General features: G+C 51.4%; 23 protein-coding genes and 1 rRNA gene. 3 read left to right on the top strand and 21 right to left on the bottom strand.

Going from position 1 to position 16,906, the window contains the following annotated elements:
- The 3 genes from F556_RS0127220 to F556_RS0127210 all read right to left on the bottom strand — a co-directional run.
- Positions 1 to 146: ribosomal RNA gene (locus F556_RS0127220) — 16S ribosomal RNA — on the bottom strand; the annotation flags it as partial.
- A 325-nt stretch (positions 147 to 471) separates the two neighbouring features.
- A complete protein-coding gene (locus F556_RS0127215; protein WP_020620177.1) occupies positions 472 to 696 on the bottom strand; it encodes a hypothetical protein in 225 nt (74 codons plus the stop codon).
- Between the two features lie 134 nt (positions 697 to 830).
- The gene (locus F556_RS0127210) at positions 831 to 1,448 is read right to left on the bottom strand and encodes a stage II sporulation protein M (RefSeq protein ID WP_020620176.1); all 618 of its coding nucleotides are present in this window, start codon (positions 1,446 to 1,448) and stop codon (positions 831 to 833) included.
- A gap of 146 nt (positions 1,449 to 1,594) precedes the next feature.
- Between F556_RS0127210 and pdaB the strand changes: the two genes are divergently transcribed.
- Positions 1,595 to 2,404, top strand: a complete 810-nt coding sequence (pdaB, locus tag F556_RS0127205; protein WP_020620175.1) for a polysaccharide deacetylase family sporulation protein PdaB — start codon at positions 1,595 to 1,597, stop codon at positions 2,402 to 2,404.
- Between the two features lie 3 nt (positions 2,405 to 2,407).
- Here pdaB and F556_RS0127200 read toward each other — a convergent pair whose 3' ends face one another.
- Positions 2,408 to 2,992, bottom strand: coding sequence for a KinB-signaling pathway activation protein (locus F556_RS0127200; RefSeq protein WP_157272982.1), 585 nt, complete (start codon positions 2,990 to 2,992; stop codon positions 2,408 to 2,410).
- A gap of 206 nt (positions 2,993 to 3,198) precedes the next feature.
- Between F556_RS0127200 and gerD the strand changes: the two genes are divergently transcribed.
- Positions 3,199 to 3,909: a spore germination lipoprotein GerD gene (gene gerD / locus F556_RS0127195; RefSeq protein ID WP_020620173.1), complete on the top strand. Its 711-nt coding sequence runs from the start codon at positions 3,199 to 3,201 to the stop codon at positions 3,907 to 3,909.
- A 78-nt stretch (positions 3,910 to 3,987) separates the two neighbouring features.
- On the opposite strand, the gene F556_RS0127190 is transcribed toward gerD, so the two are convergent.
- The 4 genes from F556_RS0127190 to F556_RS0127175 all read right to left on the bottom strand — a co-directional run bounded on the left by F556_RS0127190 (position 3,988) and on the right by F556_RS0127175 (position 8,035).
- The gene (locus F556_RS0127190) at positions 3,988 to 5,106 is read right to left on the bottom strand and encodes a P-loop NTPase (protein WP_020620172.1); all 1,119 of its coding nucleotides are present in this window, start codon (positions 5,104 to 5,106) and stop codon (positions 3,988 to 3,990) included.
- Positions 5,107 to 5,216: 110 nt separating this feature from the next.
- Complete coding sequence (gene cwlD / locus F556_RS0127185; protein WP_020620171.1) at positions 5,217 to 6,011, bottom strand: N-acetylmuramoyl-L-alanine amidase CwlD; 795 nt, start codon at positions 6,009 to 6,011, stop codon at positions 5,217 to 5,219.
- 116 nt (positions 6,012 to 6,127) lie between these two features.
- Positions 6,128 to 7,294, bottom strand: a complete 1,167-nt coding sequence (gene sat, locus F556_RS0127180; RefSeq protein WP_020620170.1) for a sulfate adenylyltransferase — start codon at positions 7,292 to 7,294, stop codon at positions 6,128 to 6,130.
- Between the two features lie 48 nt (positions 7,295 to 7,342).
- Positions 7,343 to 8,035, bottom strand: coding sequence for a phosphoadenylyl-sulfate reductase (locus F556_RS0127175; protein WP_020620169.1), 693 nt, complete (start codon positions 8,033 to 8,035; stop codon positions 7,343 to 7,345).
- A gap of 203 nt (positions 8,036 to 8,238) precedes the next feature.
- Between F556_RS0127175 and F556_RS0127170 the strand changes: the two genes are divergently transcribed.
- Positions 8,239 to 9,618 carry an aldehyde dehydrogenase gene (locus F556_RS0127170; protein ID WP_026297521.1) on the top strand — a complete coding sequence of 460 codons (1,380 nt, stop codon included), beginning with the start codon at positions 8,239 to 8,241 and terminating at the stop codon, positions 9,616 to 9,618.
- Positions 9,619 to 9,665: 47 nt separating this feature from the next.
- Here F556_RS0127170 and F556_RS38105 read toward each other — a convergent pair whose 3' ends face one another.
- The 13 genes from F556_RS38105 to F556_RS0127110 form a co-directional block, all read right to left on the bottom strand.
- Positions 9,666 to 9,944 carry a hypothetical protein gene (locus tag F556_RS38105; protein WP_157272979.1) on the bottom strand — a complete coding sequence of 93 codons (279 nt, stop codon included), beginning with the start codon at positions 9,942 to 9,944 and terminating at the stop codon, positions 9,666 to 9,668.
- A gap of 38 nt (positions 9,945 to 9,982) precedes the next feature.
- On the bottom strand, positions 9,983 to 10,375 hold the full coding sequence (gene rpsI, locus F556_RS0127165) for a 30S ribosomal protein S9 (RefSeq protein ID WP_020620167.1): 393 nt from the start codon (positions 10,373 to 10,375) through the stop codon (positions 9,983 to 9,985).
- A 19-nt stretch (positions 10,376 to 10,394) separates the two neighbouring features.
- The gene (gene rplM / locus F556_RS0127160) at positions 10,395 to 10,832 is read right to left on the bottom strand and encodes a 50S ribosomal protein L13 (RefSeq protein ID WP_020620166.1); all 438 of its coding nucleotides are present in this window, start codon (positions 10,830 to 10,832) and stop codon (positions 10,395 to 10,397) included.
- 216 nt (positions 10,833 to 11,048) lie between these two features.
- On the bottom strand, positions 11,049 to 11,804 hold the full coding sequence (gene truA, locus F556_RS0127155) for a tRNA pseudouridine(38-40) synthase TruA (RefSeq protein WP_020620165.1): 756 nt from the start codon (positions 11,802 to 11,804) through the stop codon (positions 11,049 to 11,051).
- 654 nt (positions 11,805 to 12,458) lie between these two features.
- Positions 12,459 to 12,824: a 50S ribosomal protein L17 gene (gene rplQ / locus F556_RS0127150; RefSeq protein ID WP_020620164.1), complete on the bottom strand. Its 366-nt coding sequence runs from the start codon at positions 12,822 to 12,824 to the stop codon at positions 12,459 to 12,461.
- Positions 12,825 to 12,882: 58 nt separating this feature from the next.
- A complete protein-coding gene (locus F556_RS0127145) occupies positions 12,883 to 13,827 on the bottom strand; it encodes a DNA-directed RNA polymerase subunit alpha (protein ID WP_020620163.1) in 945 nt (314 codons plus the stop codon).
- Between the two features lie 127 nt (positions 13,828 to 13,954).
- Complete coding sequence (gene rpsK, locus F556_RS0127140) at positions 13,955 to 14,350, bottom strand: 30S ribosomal protein S11 (protein ID WP_020620162.1); 396 nt, start codon at positions 14,348 to 14,350, stop codon at positions 13,955 to 13,957.
- Between the two features lie 14 nt (positions 14,351 to 14,364).
- Positions 14,365 to 14,733: a 30S ribosomal protein S13 gene (rpsM, locus tag F556_RS0127135; protein WP_020620161.1), complete on the bottom strand. Its 369-nt coding sequence runs from the start codon at positions 14,731 to 14,733 to the stop codon at positions 14,365 to 14,367.
- Between the two features lie 18 nt (positions 14,734 to 14,751).
- On the bottom strand, positions 14,752 to 14,865 hold the full coding sequence (rpmJ, locus tag F556_RS37370) for a 50S ribosomal protein L36 (protein ID WP_003333770.1): 114 nt from the start codon (positions 14,863 to 14,865) through the stop codon (positions 14,752 to 14,754).
- A 45-nt stretch (positions 14,866 to 14,910) separates the two neighbouring features.
- Positions 14,911 to 15,126 (bottom strand): translation initiation factor IF-1, encoded by a 216-nt coding sequence (infA, locus tag F556_RS0127125; protein WP_020620160.1) that lies wholly within the window; start codon positions 15,124 to 15,126, stop codon positions 14,911 to 14,913.
- Positions 15,127 to 15,128: 2 nt separating this feature from the next.
- On the bottom strand, positions 15,129 to 15,416 hold the full coding sequence (locus tag F556_RS0127120; RefSeq protein ID WP_020620159.1) for a KOW domain-containing RNA-binding protein: 288 nt from the start codon (positions 15,414 to 15,416) through the stop codon (positions 15,129 to 15,131).
- A gap of 7 nt (positions 15,417 to 15,423) precedes the next feature.
- Entirely contained in the window at positions 15,424 to 16,176 is a 753-nt protein-coding gene (gene map, locus F556_RS0127115) for a type I methionyl aminopeptidase (protein WP_020620158.1), read from the bottom strand.
- Positions 16,173 to 16,823, bottom strand: coding sequence for an adenylate kinase (locus F556_RS0127110; RefSeq protein WP_020620157.1), 651 nt, complete (start codon positions 16,821 to 16,823; stop codon positions 16,173 to 16,175). The genes map and F556_RS0127110 overlap by 4 nt, the downstream gene beginning before the upstream one ends.
- Between the last annotated feature and the right edge of the window lie 83 nt (positions 16,824 to 16,906).

The following is a 16,906-nucleotide window of genomic DNA, read 5'->3' as shown; positions in this document are numbered from 1 at the left end:
AGGCTTGCAGGCAGGTTGCCTACGTGTTACTCACCCGTCCGCCGCTAAGTTTCAGAGAAGCAAGCTTCTCTGAAACTCCGCTCGACTTGCATGTATTAGGCACGCCGCCAGCGTTCGTCCTGAGCCAGGATCAAACTCTCCATGATAGAAAGCTGAATAGCTCATTTCTTGCTGGTATTGCTATCTGTAACTCCGAAGAGTTACAGGACATTTCGCTCGTTGTTCAGTTTTCAAAGAACACATTTTCTTTCGTTGTCGTTGCCGCCGTATCTCTCAGCTGCAACTCTTATACTATATCACAGGCCTTACCAACATTGCAAGCATTATTTTTTCTTTTTTTGAAAAGCAGCTTGTCCAGTCAAGAAATAGTAAGTTAGTGACTCACTCCTTATCAAAAGGGGCGAATGCTAATTTACCATAATTCTTCTTTTGTCGTCAAGACCTGTGAATAAAAAAGTTTAAATTTCTTTCCTACGGTCGGGTTGATTTCATATTGACTGCATAACGGGACAGTTCTTTGGGAGATGCAATTCGGGCGTACATCCGGAATACGACCCGGTATCTGCTGGCGATTGCGCGCCTTATGTCACTATCCATCCGCTTATCATTCAGATCAAGCAGCATCTCGTCGAGCTCCTTGCGCAGCACGTAATCAAGCTCGCGGCATTCTTTATCATTGAACAGCATTCCGATCATCTGAGCTCTGGCCCTCCTTCGAGATCCTACAAACATAAAAGCAGCTACTCTGCATGACGAGAGTCGCTGCTTTATTGTTATGCTCAGATTACAGGGATTTTAATACATCTGTTTTATACATCTCTTGGATTTCATTAAAATGCCGTCGACAACAGCCACACAGTCACCGTGCTTTCTATAATGGCAGCGACGAGGAGCGCAACCACCAGCCATACCATAAGCGGTACGGTCCGCGCGGCGAATGCTTCAAATGTCCGACCAAACGAACCATCGCGCTTAAACAAAGCCCCAATCCCTTTGAGAGACAATACCCCAAACCGAATACCGTAGGCCCCTGCGATAATGATGGCCGGGATCTCGATGATGCCGTGCGGGAGAATTCCCTTCACGATCAGCGTGAACATATCAATCGAGGGCTGGGGGTTATTGGCGAACAAGTACCCCAGAACCATGCCATTAATCAAAATAAACGCGAGTGGAATGACGCCGAAGAACAGGCCAAGGTAAATAATCAGGATGGATTTGATGGCATTGTTAAAAAAGATAAATAGAAACATCGTCAACTCCGGGTTGCTGCTCTGATCGATTTGCTGCGCCATATCCTGCAACCCTGCAATTTGACCCGTAATCATCTGTTCAAAGCTGGCGTTCGAAGCGCCCACAAAAATGCCGGCCAAAAATAGGACCAGTGTGAAAGCTATATAGCCCCGCATCTGTACAAAATGCTGCATCATGGCTCGCCAAGAAAACATGCTCTCCCCCCTTTTCTACCTATCTACCTTACGATCGCGAACAATTTGTCCCCATCCGGATGAATAACTGAGTCGTACGAGCATACATTGTACCAAACGCATTCGATTGTCTTGTCCAGTCCCGAAAGGAAAGGAGCTCAGAAATTATGAACATGTTCTACGTCATTAATGGACGCAAGGTCAAACGGTATTTTCTCATTGTCGTCGCTCTCTTATTCTCAGCAGGCGTTGTATATGCCGAGAAAGACAACATTACGGTCTTTGCTCCCCAACAGCCCGCAGCCATTTACAGTGTTCCTACCGACAAGAAAGTGATTGCCCTTACCTTTGATATCAGTTGGGGTGACAAGCGCGCCGTACCTATTCTCAAAGTACTGGAAGAAAAGGGTGTCGCTAACGCAACCTTCTTCCTCTCCTCCCCTTGGAGCGAGTCTCATCCCGAAATTGTCAAACACATCGTCGACGGCGGATTTGAAATCGGCAGCCACGGGCACAAGCACGATAACTACAGTAAATACAGCGATGAAGAAATTCGCAAACAAATTCAAACTGCACATGGCATTTTGTCTGAATCAACAGGCAAAGCGCCTAATTTAATCCGGCTTCCCAACGGCGATTTTGACAAACGTGTGCTGCGCATTGCCGATGAGCTGGGCTATAAAGTCATTCAATGGGATACCGATTCCCTTGATTGGATGAACATCGGTACCGAAAAAATCATCAATCGTGTGGTCAGCAAAGCTCACCCCGGGGATATTGTGCTGATGCACGCTAGTGATTCCTGCAAGCAAACCCATGAAGCGCTCCCAGTCATCATTGACCAACTCCGCGCCCAAGGATATGAATTCGTAACCGTGTCCCAGCTGATTAACCAAACCGAAGTTGAGGGCAAATCGGTTCAGGACAAAGCATCCTTTGTTCCCGCTTCGGACCTGGATCATCAGAAGATATTCTAGTGCTTATCCTGCCTCTGTTCCGGAAGGAGCACCTTCCGCACGAGGCTTCAGCAGACGATGCAGCATCAGAATCTGGTACGCATTGCAGGCGATAAGCGGAACAAACATGAAAATAACCGCCGTCGCATTATTTTCTGAGCCCAGTGCCGGCCATGCTTCGATGAACGTGACGACGATCATCAGGAACATGGTCGGTACAAAGGCGGTTTTATTGGTTTGTTGGGTTTTAATATTGGCTACCGTCAAGGCGATCAGCCCAAGAACAATAGGCAACACCCAGAATAGCCAGTTGTTGAAGCTTGCTCGGTTTTCATACAGCATATACCCCAGCGCAAGCAATGCGAACAAAGACGTATAAGCTTGCAAGGCATTCCACAAATATTTTTTGCGCAAAATACTTAAGGCAATATAGTTAAGGGTGAGATAAGCAAAAAAGCCCATCTGGCTAAATGCCCCGATCATCGTCCCCACCAGTGCCATCATCGCCGCATTGAAACCGGCGGCTTCTAGCCCCATAAAACCAAACTCCTGATCTGTCCATTGCATAATCGAACCGGTAACTGCCGTAACGACCGCCCCTACCGCCATGCAACTCCAGAACAGGAAAAACCATTTCCTAATATTCACCGCATCCCAGCCTCCTCTGTATCCCCTTCATTTTACCACTTTCAGAACAAAAAGCTACTTTGCGTCCATGATAATCCCGTGAACAATGAAGCATACTAAGCACTAATTACAACAGCCTGCAGTCCGCTGTTTGCTGGCGCCGACTGCTCAAGAAGGGAGTTCATCATATGCGGTGTAACCGCTGGTCCGTCCTCTTGCTTACAGCTCTTATGATGCTCGTGCTCGCCAGTTGCGGATCCGAGCCCACCAGCAGCAGCGAGCCGATCAGCTACAAGGATATGAAATCCATGGTGATTGATATTCTCAAAACAGAGGATGCCCAAAAAGCGCTCCAAGAGTCCGCGATGTCCACCAGTGGTCAAAGCAGCGGTATGGGTATGGGAATGCTGTCGGTGAATGATAAAGAGCAAGTCCGCATGGCGGTTAAAGAGGTGCTGGTCTCACCTGATTATGACAAAGTGATTAAGCAGCTTATGGTGGACCCACGCTTTGCTGGTGAATTTGCCAAATCAGTCAATTCGCAAAATAAAGAAATCCATAAAGAACTGATGAAGGATCCTGCTTACCAGGAAGACTTAATCAAGGTCATGCAAAATCCAGAGATGGATCGCATGATTCTGGATGTGCTGCAAAGCACGCAATTCCGCAAGCATGTCGCTACGATTATGCAGGAAAGTATGCAAAGCCCCTTGGTAAAGCTGCAATTACTTGATTTGATGCGTACCGCGGTGAAGGAAGAACTGGAGCCCAAGCCCGATGAGAAGGTCGAGAAAGAGAAGAAATCCGGTGATGGCTCTGGCGAAGGTGGAGAAGGCGGTTCGGGTGGCGATGAGCAGGAAAACAGCGGAAACGGCGAAGATAGCGGCTCTTCTACGTAATTCGTTCAGTCAAAAAAACAAGAGTCCTCGGCATGCTTAGCAACGCATCCGAAGGCTCTTGTTTTGCTTGTATCAGGTTTACTTTTCCGCTACCAGTTCTAGAACTCTCCTGGCCATGGCATCATACAGTTGCCCTGTCGGTGTCTCTGCTTTGTAGAGTGACGGTGAGAAGTCGGGCTCGGACACATGATTATCAGGAGCTCCCAAAGGAATCTGGGCCAACAGCTCAACGTTCAGCGTTTCTGCCAGACGGCCGCCGCCTCCCCGACCGAAGATGTAATCCCGCTCCCCGTCTTTATTCTCATACCAAGCCATATTCTCCACCACCCCAAGAATCTGGTGCTCGGTTTTAATCGCCATGGTGCCTGCTCTGGCAGCTACAAAAGCAGCCGTTGCATGCGGAGTCGTAACGATAATTTCTTTACTCTGTGGAATCATCTGATGAATATCCAGCGCCACATCACCGGTTCCTGGCGGTAGATCAAGCAGCAGATAATCCAGCTCGCCCCATTCGATTTCTGCGAAGAAGTTGCGCAGCATTTTGCCCAGCATTGGACCACGCCACACCACCGGGCTATTATCTTCGACAAAGAACCCCATGGAGATTACCTTCACGCCATGCCGTTCAATCGGAATAACGCGATCACCAACGACCTCTGGCCGCTCTTCAATCCCCATCATGTCAGGCACACTAAAACCATAGATATCGGCATCGATGATTCCCACTCGTTTCCCCTGGCGGGCGAGTGCTGCAGCCAAATTGACCGTTACCGTTGATTTGCCGACCCCGCCTTTCCCACTGGCGATTGCAATGAACTCTACTTCACTGCGCTCATTCAGCAACGGATGGGTCTCAAGGCCGCTTCCATGTCCTTTGACAGGCTGAGCTTCTGTAGGGGCTTGGCCGCTAGCAGCTCCGGCAGGATTGGCGGTCTGGGCAGCACCCGTCGCCGCTTGAGTAGTTAAGGGACGAAACCGCAGATGAGCAGATTCTGCACCGATCCGCTCCAGAGCGTCTCGCAGAGCCGCCTCAAGCGGCGGCTGGGCCTCGTCACTATCCGTCAGCACAGTCATGGACACCTGACTGTCCTTCACCATGACGTCACGAATCTGGACGACTTGCTTGGGGGCGTCTTCCTCTTGCCCCGCTTCCGTAAAAGGCTGTATCGCTTCCAACACTTGCTCTCGGGTTAACATAAACGTATTCACACACCTTTGCAAAGGTTCGATTGGTTCAGACTTGTGCAGTCCACAATGCGTATATTATAGCACAAATCTACCCTCGTCTCCCGCCCCGCACTTTCATTTCAAGATCCACTTTCCTGCCTTCCTGAGCCGATCAGGCCAGGCGCTTTCTCACCGGAGACATATCGCATAATGCCTTGATAAATAGAAGCGGCCACCTGCTTCTGATACGCCGGATCACCAAGTCTCTGCGCTTCGCTCGGATTCGAGAGAAAACCGACCTCTACCAGAGCGGTAGGAATTTCCTCGATCGCTTTGAGCAGATAGACCGTATTGACCTCGCCAGCAAGCCGGTTCGTATTCTCCAGATTGCGTCTGAGCTCCTCCTGAATGAAATATGCCAGCACCTCATTGTCCGGATGGTTGGGGTAGTAGAATGTCTGGGCCCCTGACCAACGGGTCTGCGGGATACTATTCATATGGATACTGATAAGAAGATCCGTTTCTCTTTCCTTAACCTGCTTCGCCCGCTCCAGCAAATCTTCGGTCTTGCGTCGGCTGTAGCCCCGGGTCCCCTCCTGCGCCAGATCATAGTCACCTTCTCTTGTCAGGTAGACAAGCGCCCCTGCTTCTTGGAGATAGTCTCTGAGCTGCAGAGCGATGGCCAGATTAAGATCCTTCTCAATTAATCCCTGCTTGCTGAGCGCACCTCCATCGACGCCGCCATGTCCCGCATCAATCGCTATGACTTTGCCCGATAAAGGCAGCGTCCAGTAGGACCACGTTCGCGAGGTAGGCATCTCCTGTGACAAGAGCAGCAGCGTTAACACCACGGTACTAACGGCGATCCCCAGTCGCAGCGCCCCTCGATGATTAAGCCAGACGATCAGCCGTTTCCTTCGTTGCCAGCGCTTCATCACAAAAAACCGCCCCCGATCCCCAATGTAAGGCCTGCAGGGCGTCCGGCGGGACAGCCCTGCTCTCCTTATCATCTTATGGGACGAGACGGTTCATTATGCGCTTATGTTCAAGACTAGAGGACGTAGGTCTCAGCCATGCCCTCAATCAAAATCTTCGCTACTTCCGGACGCGAGAACTCCGGTGGAGGGCATACGCCATCACGCAGCAGCGCTCTGACCTTCGTACCCGACAACGTCAGGTGCTGCTCCTTGTCATGAGGACATGTCTTACTGGAAGCCATGTTGCCGCAGGACTTGCAGAAGAAGCTGTGCTCAAAATAGAGCGGCGTAATGCCAAGATCTTCAGCAGGGAATGAACGCAGCAGATCCTGCGCTTCATAAGTACCGTAGTAGTCGCCAACGCCAGCGTGGTCGCGTCCTACAATGAAATGCGTGCATCCGTAGTTTTTGCGAACCATGGCATGGAAAATAGCTTCCCGTGGACCCGCATAGCGCATAGCTGCCGGGAATACACCGAGAAATACGCGGTCTTCAGGGTAGTAATTCTCCAACAGGGCAACATAGCTCTTCATGCGGACGCCTGCCGGCACATCATCAGACTTGGTCTCGCCGACCAGCGGATTCAGGAACAGAGCGTCTACGACCTCCATCGCACATTTTTGAATATATTCATGCGCGCGGTGCACGGGGTTGCGGGTCTGGAACCCGACGATTGTACGCCAGCCTTTGTCTGCAAAGATTTTGCGGGTCTCCGCTGGGTCAAAATAGTAATCCTCAAAACGCTCCGGCTTCGGACGATTTAGCACCGTGATCTCTCCGCCTACATACGTAGCCGAGCGTGACAAGAGCTTCTGGACGCCGGGATGCGCTTCGTCAGTCGTCTTGAACACTTGTTCCGCTTCATACAGCTGATCGATCTTATAGATGCTCGCGATATCGATGACGCCATAGGTTACGCCGTCTTCACCGACCAATGCGGCGCGTTCGCCCACTGCCAGCTCTGCCGCCTTGCCCTCGCTCACCGATAGCGTAATAGGAATACTCCATACTGTGCCATCTGCCAGACGCATCCGGTCGATAACAGACTTGTAGTCCTCTTCGTTCAAAAAGCCTGTCAGAGGGGAAAACGCGCCAACTCCAATCAGGTCGAGATCCGAAATCGTCCACGGATTAATCGTGATTGTCTTCAAGGATGATGTCTCGGCCAGCAATGCTTCCCGTGCTTCCCCTTCGGCTACCCGGTTGACCAGTAAGCCGCCATGTGGCTGAATCGTACTCATATGATCAAATGCCTCCTGTACATACTAGTGTTAGTAAGGGCCAATCGATTATTTATGCAGTCCGCACTCTGTCTTGTCGTTGCCCGACCAGCGTCCCGCACGCGGATCTTCGCCCGGCATAACCTGACGGGTGCAGTACTCGCAGCCAATGCTTGGATAATGATTGTCATGCAACGGGTTATAGAACACATTGTTGGTCCGAATATAGTTCCATACGTCTTCCTGGGTCCAATCGGCGATTGGATTGAACTTCACCAGTCCGAACTTGGTATCGTACTCGATTTTCTTGGCATTCGCCCGCGTTGGCGCCTGATCTCTGCGAATCCCTGTAATCCAGGCCTCGTATTTGGACAGAATCTGAGTCAGCGGCTGGACCTTGCGGATATTGCAGCAGAGGTTTGGATCACTCTTCCACAGCTCTTCTCCATGCTGCTCGGCTTGCTCGACCGGTGTCAGCTCAGGCTTGACCTCAACAAATTTAATGCCGTAACGCTCGGCCATCTTATCGCGCGTCTCGTAGGTTTCTTTGAAATGAAAATCCGTATCCAGGTAAAAAATATCCGTGCCAGGGCTGATTTTCTGGAGCATATCAACAATGACAACATCCTCTGCACCGAAGCTGCAGGCAAATGTAATATTGGGAAACGTTTCGACCGCGTATTTCAAGATCGCCTCTGGCGATGCGCTCTCCAATTCGACCGCCTTTTGCTCAATCAACGCTTCTTTCTCAAACAGATTCATTGGAATGACCTCCGTTAATAAGAATTCCTAGTAAATTTATATGCTTTAAATATTATACGTCTTCTTACTCAAGAGTTCAATGTTTTTATTGGTATCTTATGCCCATGTACCTGCATTCGCTCCTGATGTGGCATCGACCAAATCGAACTGCTACACTAGAACAAAACCATCCAATTATAGGAGGCTCCCCCATGAGCTCAGCAATGAACGGGCAGATTGACGGCATTGTGCAACGGCACAAGCAATTTTTTGATACGGGTCGTACCCGCGACCTCTCCTACCGAATTGAACAGCTCCAACGCTTGAAGCAAGCGATTACGCGATTTGAACCGAATATTACCCAGGCGATGTATCAAGACCTGCGCAAAAACGAAACTGAGACGTATCTTACCGAGATTCTGATTGTGCTGCGGAGCATTGATTACACCGTCAAGCATCTCCGCAAATGGGCCAAGCCCCAGAAGGTCCGTACCCCGCTAGCGCTTCAGCCCTCTTCCAGTGAGATCCGCTACGAGCCCTATGGGACTGTCCTGATTATCGGGCCCTTCAATTATCCGTTCCAGCTTGTCATTGAACCGCTCATCGGCGCACTGGCGGCAGGCAACTGTGCCATCGTAAAGCCCTCGGAGAGCACGCCTCGCGTGGCTGCTGTCATTGAGCACTTGATAGCTGACACCTTTGCCTCCGATCTCGTCAGCGTCGTACAGGGCGAGCGTGAGACAACGTCTGCGCTGATTCATGCCCCCGTCGACTATATTTTCTTTACGGGCAGTACAGCGGTAGGGCGAATTGTTATGGAGGCTGCTGCCAAACGCCTGGTACCCGTCACCCTGGAGCTCGGAGGTAAAAGCCCGGTCATTGTCGATGAAACAGCCAAGCTGGATATCGCCGCCAAGCGCATCGTATGGGGAAAGCTTATCAATACCGGACAGACCTGCATTGCCCCGGATTATCTGCTTGTTCACCACAGCGTCAAAAATGAGCTGCTGGATCGGATGAAACAAGCGATTACTGCCTTTTATGGAGACGTACCGCAAGACTCTCCCGATTACGGGCGGATCGTCAACGCACGCCAGTTTGACCGGTTGGAGGCAGTCCTCACAAGCGATGCAGAGCAGATTGTCTTCGGAGGGCAACACGACCGCAGCGACCTGTACATCGAGCCGACCTTACTAGATAACGTCACGATAAATCACGCCTCCATGCGGGATGAGTTGTTCGGCCCCATTCTTCCAATCCTGACCTATGATCAGCTGGAGGATGCCTTCGCCATAATTGAGCACCATCCGAAGCCGCTCGCTCTCTACCTCTTCTCCGAAAACGAGCAGCATGTGGAACGCGTCATGAATGAGGTGCGCTTCGGCGGCGGCTGCATCAATGACACGATTATGCATGTGGCCAGTCACCATCTGCCATTTGGCGGCGTCGGCCCCTCCGGTGTCGGCGCCTACCATGGCCGACACAGCTTTGAGCTGTTCTCCCATCGCAAGAGCTTGCTCAAGAAGAGCAGCCGCTTGGAGCCAGGCCTCGCCTTCCCTCCTTACGGGAATAAACTGGAGAAGCTCAAGAAGTTTTTGAAGTAAGCATCGTCTGTACTCTAGTAACGCAAAAAGTCATCCTGCAGATAATTCTAAGAAACGAATATCCGCACCTGGTGCGACAGCAGCCGACGACCAGTAGTTTTTGCCGGGCAATAGAGGAACAAAGGTGCGTTACAGCGGGCCGATGGTGGGGATGCAGGCAAATAGAGGAACAAAGGTACGTTACAGCAGTCCAATGGCGGGGATGCAGGCAAATAGAGGAACAAAGGTGCGTTACAGCGGGCCGATGGCGGGGATGCAGACAAATAGAGGAACAAAGGTGCGTTACAACGGGCGATTCCGCGGCACATCTTAATCGCAGCAAACAAAAAAGCCTCCGACCATAGGCCGGAGGCTTGAAAACATCTTAACGTTTGGAGAACTGAGGCGCGCGACGAGCGGCTTTCAAGCCGTACTTCTTACGCTCTTTCATCCGTGGGTCACGTGTCAGGAAGCCTGCACGTTTCAGAGCCGGACGGAACTCAGGGTCTGCTTTGAGCAATGCACGGGAGATACCGTGACGGATTGCACCCGCTTGACCTGTTGTACCACCGCCATGAGCCAGTACGAGAATGTCGTACTTGGACAGTGTTTCTGTCAGCGCAAGTGGCTGTTTCACGATCAATTTCAATGTTTCGTGACCGAAATATTCGTTCAGATCACGTTTATTAATGATGATTCGTCCTTCACCCGGTACGAGACGCACGCGCGCGACCGAATGTTTACGACGACCTGTTCCATAGTATTGGACTTGAGCCATGAAACTGTCCTCCTTCTAATTAACCGCGAAGCTCGTACACTTCAGGGTTTTGGGCTTGATGTGGGTGTTCCGCGCCGGCATAGACTTTCAGCTTCAGTCTGATCTTGTTACCCAGACGGTTGTGAGGGATCATGCCGTGGATGGCTTTCTCAATCACGCGCTCAGGGAACTTCGCGAGCAGTTCTTCAGCAGAAATAACTTTCAGGCCACCTGGATGCATCGAGTGACGGTAGTACTTCTTGTCTTTCATTTTGTTTCCGGTCAGTACGATCTTCTCGGCATTGATGACCACGACGAAATCGCCTGTGTCAACATGCGGAGTAAACTGTGGCTTGTGCTTACCGCGAAGCAGAGCGGCAGCTTCACTGGCCAGACGGCCAAGTGTTTTGCCTTCAGCGTCGATAATGTACCATTTGCGTTCTACTTCATTCGGCTTGGCCATATACGTGGTACGCATGGATGATCCTCCTTCATTCGTTCAAACAAACATATATTCATTCAAACAACGTAATCGTGTTTAATTCATGCTAGTGGTTTTTTATACCGTTAAACTATTGATTGTGTAAGGGTAAATCCGTTGAAAATTGTTGCATTTGCGCTGTTCTTAGCTGGGGGCCGTGGGATAGCCACTAAGAAAGCACAAGTTATATTCTACTACATTGAAGCACGAAGATCAAGCAAAACTTGCGATCTCTCCATACTCCACATTCCACAGCGTTAACCCATGCGCCATGGCTTTCGGTCCCGCTTTGGCACGGTCCATTGCAGCCAGGATTACAGGCATCTCCTCCGCGGACATTCGCCCCTCGCCGATGCGCATCAGCGTTCCCATAATCACCCGCACCATATTGTAGAGAAACCCGTTACCGGTAATATAGGTATAGACCACCCCGTCCTGCTCCTCCATATACGCCTCGTAAATGGTTCGAACATGCGAGGTTTTGGTCGAGTGGATCGAGGTAAACGAAGTGAAGTCATGCTCGCCAATCAGACAGGCCAGCGCCTCTCGCATCGGCTCCAGCTTCAGCGGACTGTAATGGTGAAACTCATACCGGCGGCTGAACACATCCGGGTGCTTACCAAGACGTATGGCGTAGCGGTACGTTTTACGTTTGGCCGACTTGCGAGCATGAAACGCCAGCGGCACCTCGATCGCCTCACGGATCACGATATCGGCAGGCAGATACGTATTCATCGCCACGGCCCAACGACCCACAGGAATCTGCGAAGACGTCTGAAAGTTGAAGACCTGACCATACGCATGGACCCCGGCATCGGTTCTGCCCGACCCATGGATCTTAATCGCCTCGCCAGTCAGCTTCCCTATCGCCTTCTCTATCTCATCCTGGACCGTATTCCCAATCGGCTGGCTCTGAAACCCGTGATAATCCGTCCCGTCATAGCTCACCGTCATGCACAGGTTCCGCATGTCTTCACTCCCATGTCTTCCTAGTAGAACGATCCTCAAAACAACGTGCAATTAACCGCTGTGAGGAGAGGGGGCTTCCAATCGCTGTTGTCCTCAGATTTCTCTATTAAAACCGCCAAGCGGTTGAAATCCGAGGACAAAGGCGAGCGCTCCGCTTTTCCAGCCTCCCTCTCCTCCCAGCTTTCGCACTGGTTTTAAGTTTCTTAAACGATCTAAATAGTTTCTGATCTAAAAAGTCTCATCTTCTATAGAAGTCCTCAAACCAGATGCGGCGCAAGCGAGCATCTGGCCCCCTGGCTTCTATGAACCAAGTAAGTGAGGCTCGCAGGCGAGGCCGGCATTGGCCGAAGTCCTGCCTTAAAGCCTTGTTCAACTTTCAAAAAATACCGGAGAGGTACGGAATTGTTCTGGAGAAGCGGAGCGCTCGCCTTTGTTCCCGGATTTCAACCGTTCATACGGTTAATCAATGAAATCTGGGAACAACAGCGATCGGAAGAACAATCCGTTACCCGCAGGCTTTTTTGAAGTGCTTTGAACATGTTTTAAGGTAGGCGCAAGCCATAGCCGGCCTAATGTGAGTGAGATTCACCTTGCCCCGCGAATCTCACAAAAAAAAGGTGGCCCAAGTGGTCCACCCCTTCTCGTTTCGGTCAATTACGCACGATCTACAAGCTCAAGGTAGACCATAGGCGCAGCATCGCCGCGACGAGGACCGAGCTTCAGGATCCGTGTGTACCCGCCCGCACGTTCTGAGTAACGGGTGGCCAATTCGGAGAACAACTTCTGGATGGCATCCTGCTCTCCATCAATGGTTTCACGACGAACAAATGCTGCTACTTGACGGCGGGCATGCAGATCGCCGCGTTTTGCTTTGGTGATGAGCTTCTCGGCAATGGAGCGAACTTCTTTAGCTTTCGCTTCCGTTGTCTGGATGCGCTCATACAAGAACAGGTCGGTCACGAGGTCACGGAACAGTGCTTTCCGCGCGCTCGCATCACGGCCCAACTTTTGATAAGCCATTTGCGTAGAACCTCCTTCAAACATGTCTATGAACGATAGTGTGTATCGTGCTTATATCTTACTCTTCCGTGCGCAAGCCCAGGCCCAGCTCTTCGAGCTTTTCCTGTACCTCTTCCAAAGACTTGCGGCCCAGGTTGCGGACCTTCATCATGTCTTCTTCCGTCTTGGTGATCAACTCCTGAACGGTGTTGATGCCTGCACGCTTGAGACAGTTGTACGAACGGACAGAGAGATCCAACTCCTCGATCGTCATCTCGAGGACCTTCTCTTTCTTGTCTTCTTCCTTCTCCACCATAATCTCAGCATCTTTAGCTTCGTCCGTCAGGCCGACAAACAGATCCAGATGCTCCGTGAGAATTTTGGCGCCCAGGCTGACTGCTTCCTCCGGCCGGATGCTGCCATCCGTCCAGACTTCCAGGGTCAGCTTGTCATAGTTGGTCACCTGACCTACACGCGTATTCTCAATTGCATAGTTCACACGAGTAATTGGCGTGTAGATAGAATCCACAGGGATCACACCGATTGGCTGGTCTTCGCGCTTGTTGCGGTCAGCCTGCACATATCCGCGGCCGCGGTTAGCGAAAATCCGCATGTGGAGTCTTGCACCGGAGGCCAAGGTGGCGATATGAAGATCAGGATTGAGAATCTCGACATCGCTGTCTGCGCGAATGTCGCCGGCCGTGATGCTGCCTTCGCCTTCCGCATCGATTTCCAACACTTTCTCTTCGTCGGAATGAATCTTCAGAGACAGGCCCTTCAGATTCAGAATGATCTCGGTCACATCCTCAATCACGCCCGGAATCGTTGAGAACTCATGCAGCACTCCATCGATCTGGACAGACACCACTGCCGCGCCCGGCAGTGACGAGAGCAGAATCCGGCGTAGCGAGTTACCCAGCGTCGTGCCGTAGCCTCTCTCGAGCGGCTCGACGACGAATCGTCCGTACGTGCCATCCTCATTCAGTTCTACCGTTTCGATCTTCGGCTTTTCGATCTCAATCACTAATTGAACCCTCCTTCAAAAACGTCGCTCCGTATCCATAGCGTTATGCGGTCAAATCATGTAGTATGCCTAACCTTCACAACCATTATTCACAAGTTGCAGATATTTGATACCACAATCAAATGAACTATACGCGGCGACGTTTAGGTGGACGGCATCCGTTGTGCGGAACCGGCGTTACGTCTTTGATCATGTTCACTTCAAGACCTGCGGCTTGCAGGGAACGGATCGCAGCTTCACGGCCTGCGCCAGGACCTTTTACCATGACTTCTACAGCTTTCATTCCGTGCTCCATTGCGGCTTTCGCGGCGGACTCGGCTGCCATTTGCGCTGCAAACGGCGTGCTCTTACGGGAACCTCTGAAGCCCAGGTTACCAGCACTTGCCCAAGAAATCGCGTTGCCGTGCGGATCCGTAATCGTCACGATAGTGTTGTTGAATGTCGAGCGGATGTGCGCTACGCCAGATTCAATATTTTTACGGTCACGACGTTTGGTACGGACCACTTTTTTCGGTTTAGCCATTTCAGTATCCCCCCTTATTTCTTCTTATTCGCAACGGTCCGACGAGGACCTTTCCGTGTACGGGCGTTAGTTTTTGTCCGTTGACCACGAACAGGCAATCCACGACGGTGACGGATACCGCGGTAGCAGCCGATCTCAATCAACCTTTTAATATTCAACGAAATTTCACGACGCAAGTCGCCTTCTACCTTGACCGATTTGTCAATCGTCTCGCGCAGTTTGCTAACTTCGTCTTCCGTTAAATCGCGAACACGTGTCTGTGCGTCGATGCCTGTTTCACCCAGGATTTTTTTAGCCGTGGTTTGGCCAATTCCGAAGATATACTGCAGAGCGATCTCTACGCGTTTGTCACGCGGCAAGTCTACACCAGCTATACGAGCCATATTCCGTTTCCCTCCTTCTTAACCTTGTTTTTGTTTATGCTTAGGATTTTCACAAATCACCATAACATTGCCTTTGCGACGAATGACTTTGCATTTTTCGCAGATCGGCTTGACCGAAGGTCTGACCTTCATTGTGATTACCTCCCGAATACTTCGTAACCAGGCTAGCTAAGCAGCCTACTTCCGATAGGTGATACGACCTTTAGTTAAATCATAAGGCGACAACTGGATTACCACTTTGTCTCCAGTCAGGATGCGGATAAAGTGCATTCTGAGCTTTCCGGACACATGGGCGAGGATTTGATGGCCGTTTTCCAGTTCCACCCTGAAATGCGCATTGGGCAGCGGCTCAATCACCGTACCTTCGACTTCAATCACATCTTCCTTGGTCACAGTTATTCTCCTTTCCGTTGTATATACTTCTGAATCGCAAATCGCAGTTTCCCGTTCGTCACGCTGCCGCTCTCGCGCAGGCTGTTCGCCACTTCCTCGCTGACCTGCGGCATGAGCGCCAGATGGAGCAGATTCTTTTTCTTCGGCTCCTGGACTTTGCGCTTGTGACCGTCGGCAATCATCACGAACCGTTCATCCAATACAGCGAGGATGACAGCCGGTGTGCCTTCGTCCTTGCCACGCAGTACGGTGACGATCTGGCCGATTTGGGGAAGCTCCTTCTCCGGCATCACGGTTCTACCCCTGGCTCCGGGTCAAAATCTCATACCCGTCCTCAGTGACTGCTACCGTATGCTCGAAGTGAGCACACCACGAATCATCCTCCGTCACGACCGTCCAGTTGTCCTGCAACGTACGTACATAGCGCTCGCCGATGTTGACCATAGGTTCAATCGCCAGTACCATCCCCGGCTTCAGACGCGGTCCGCGCCCAGGGATGCCGTAGTTAGGAATCTGTGGCTCTTCATGCAGTTTGGCCCCGATACCGTGGCCGACATACTCGCGAACGATCGAAAATCCTGCTTCTTCCACAACTTGCTGAATCGCATGCGAGACCGAAAACAGGCGAACATCCGGTTGGATCAACGCTAGTCCGGCGTACAGCGATTTCTCGGTTACGTCGAGCAGGCGGGCGGCCTCCGCGGAGATCTTCCCAACCCCGTAGGTCCAGGCCGAATCTCCATGGTAGCCATTGAATTGTGCGCCGATGTCGATGCTGATGATATCACCCTCGTTCAGCTTGCGCGAACCGGGGATGCCATGCACCAACTCGTTGTTTACAGAAGCACATATGCTGGCAGGAAATTGATTGTAACCTTTGAAAGACGGTACGGCGCCCTGGCTCCGTATATACGTTTCGGCAATCCGGTCAAGTTCTTTGGTGGTAATGCCGGGCTTGACGGATTGCGCCATCAGGCGGTGTGTATCCGCAACGATGCGTCCTGCTTCCCTCATGAAACCCAGTTCCACTTCGGATTTGCAGATGATCATTCTGTACCCCGCAAGCAATCGGCAATCTCAGCGGTTACGGTGTCGATTTCCTTCTCCCCATCCACTTCACGGAGCAGATCCTGCTTGTCGTAGTAAGCGAGCAGAGGAGCAGTCTTCGAGATGTACTCGTCGAGTCTTGTTCCGACTTTTTCTTCCGTATCATCTGAACGCTGGTACAGCTCACCGCCACACTTCGCGCATACACCCTCTTCTACCGGTGGGTTAAAGAGGACATGATAGGTAGAGCCGCAAGATTTGCAGATACGACGTCCCGTAAGACGGGCCAGCAGCAAGCTGCGGTCAACCTTGAGGTTGATGACATGGTCTAGCTTCCGGTTCATGCCCGCAAGCATTTCATCCAAGGCCTCAGCCTGGGAGATCGTCCGCGGGAAGCCGTCAAGCAGAAAACCAGCTGCGCAATCATCTTGCTGCAGACGCTCGCGCACAATACCGTTCGTGACATCGTCTGGGACCAAAAGTCCTTGATCGACGTATTCTTTGGCCTTCTGGCCGAGCGGTGTGCCTTGCTTCATTGCAAGACGGAACGCGTCGCCGGTCGAGATGTGGGGAATGTCGAATTCCTCTACGATCCGCTCCGCTTGCGTACCTTTACCAGCACCGGGAGGGCCCATGAATAGAATATTCATTATCGAGTTCCTCACTTTAAGCACAATAGGCTCGGCCGGGCTGACGAAACATCCGGAGGATGCTCGCGAAGCCCGCTACTGAA

It is taken from the genome of Paenibacillus daejeonensis DSM 15491 (assembly GCF_000378385.1).
In the GTDB taxonomy this organism is placed as follows: Bacteria; Bacillota; Bacilli; order Paenibacillales; family Paenibacillaceae; genus Paenibacillus_D; species Paenibacillus_D daejeonensis.
Note: the sequence above shows the minus strand (reverse complement) of the source record. Positions and strands in the feature narration are given on the sequence as shown.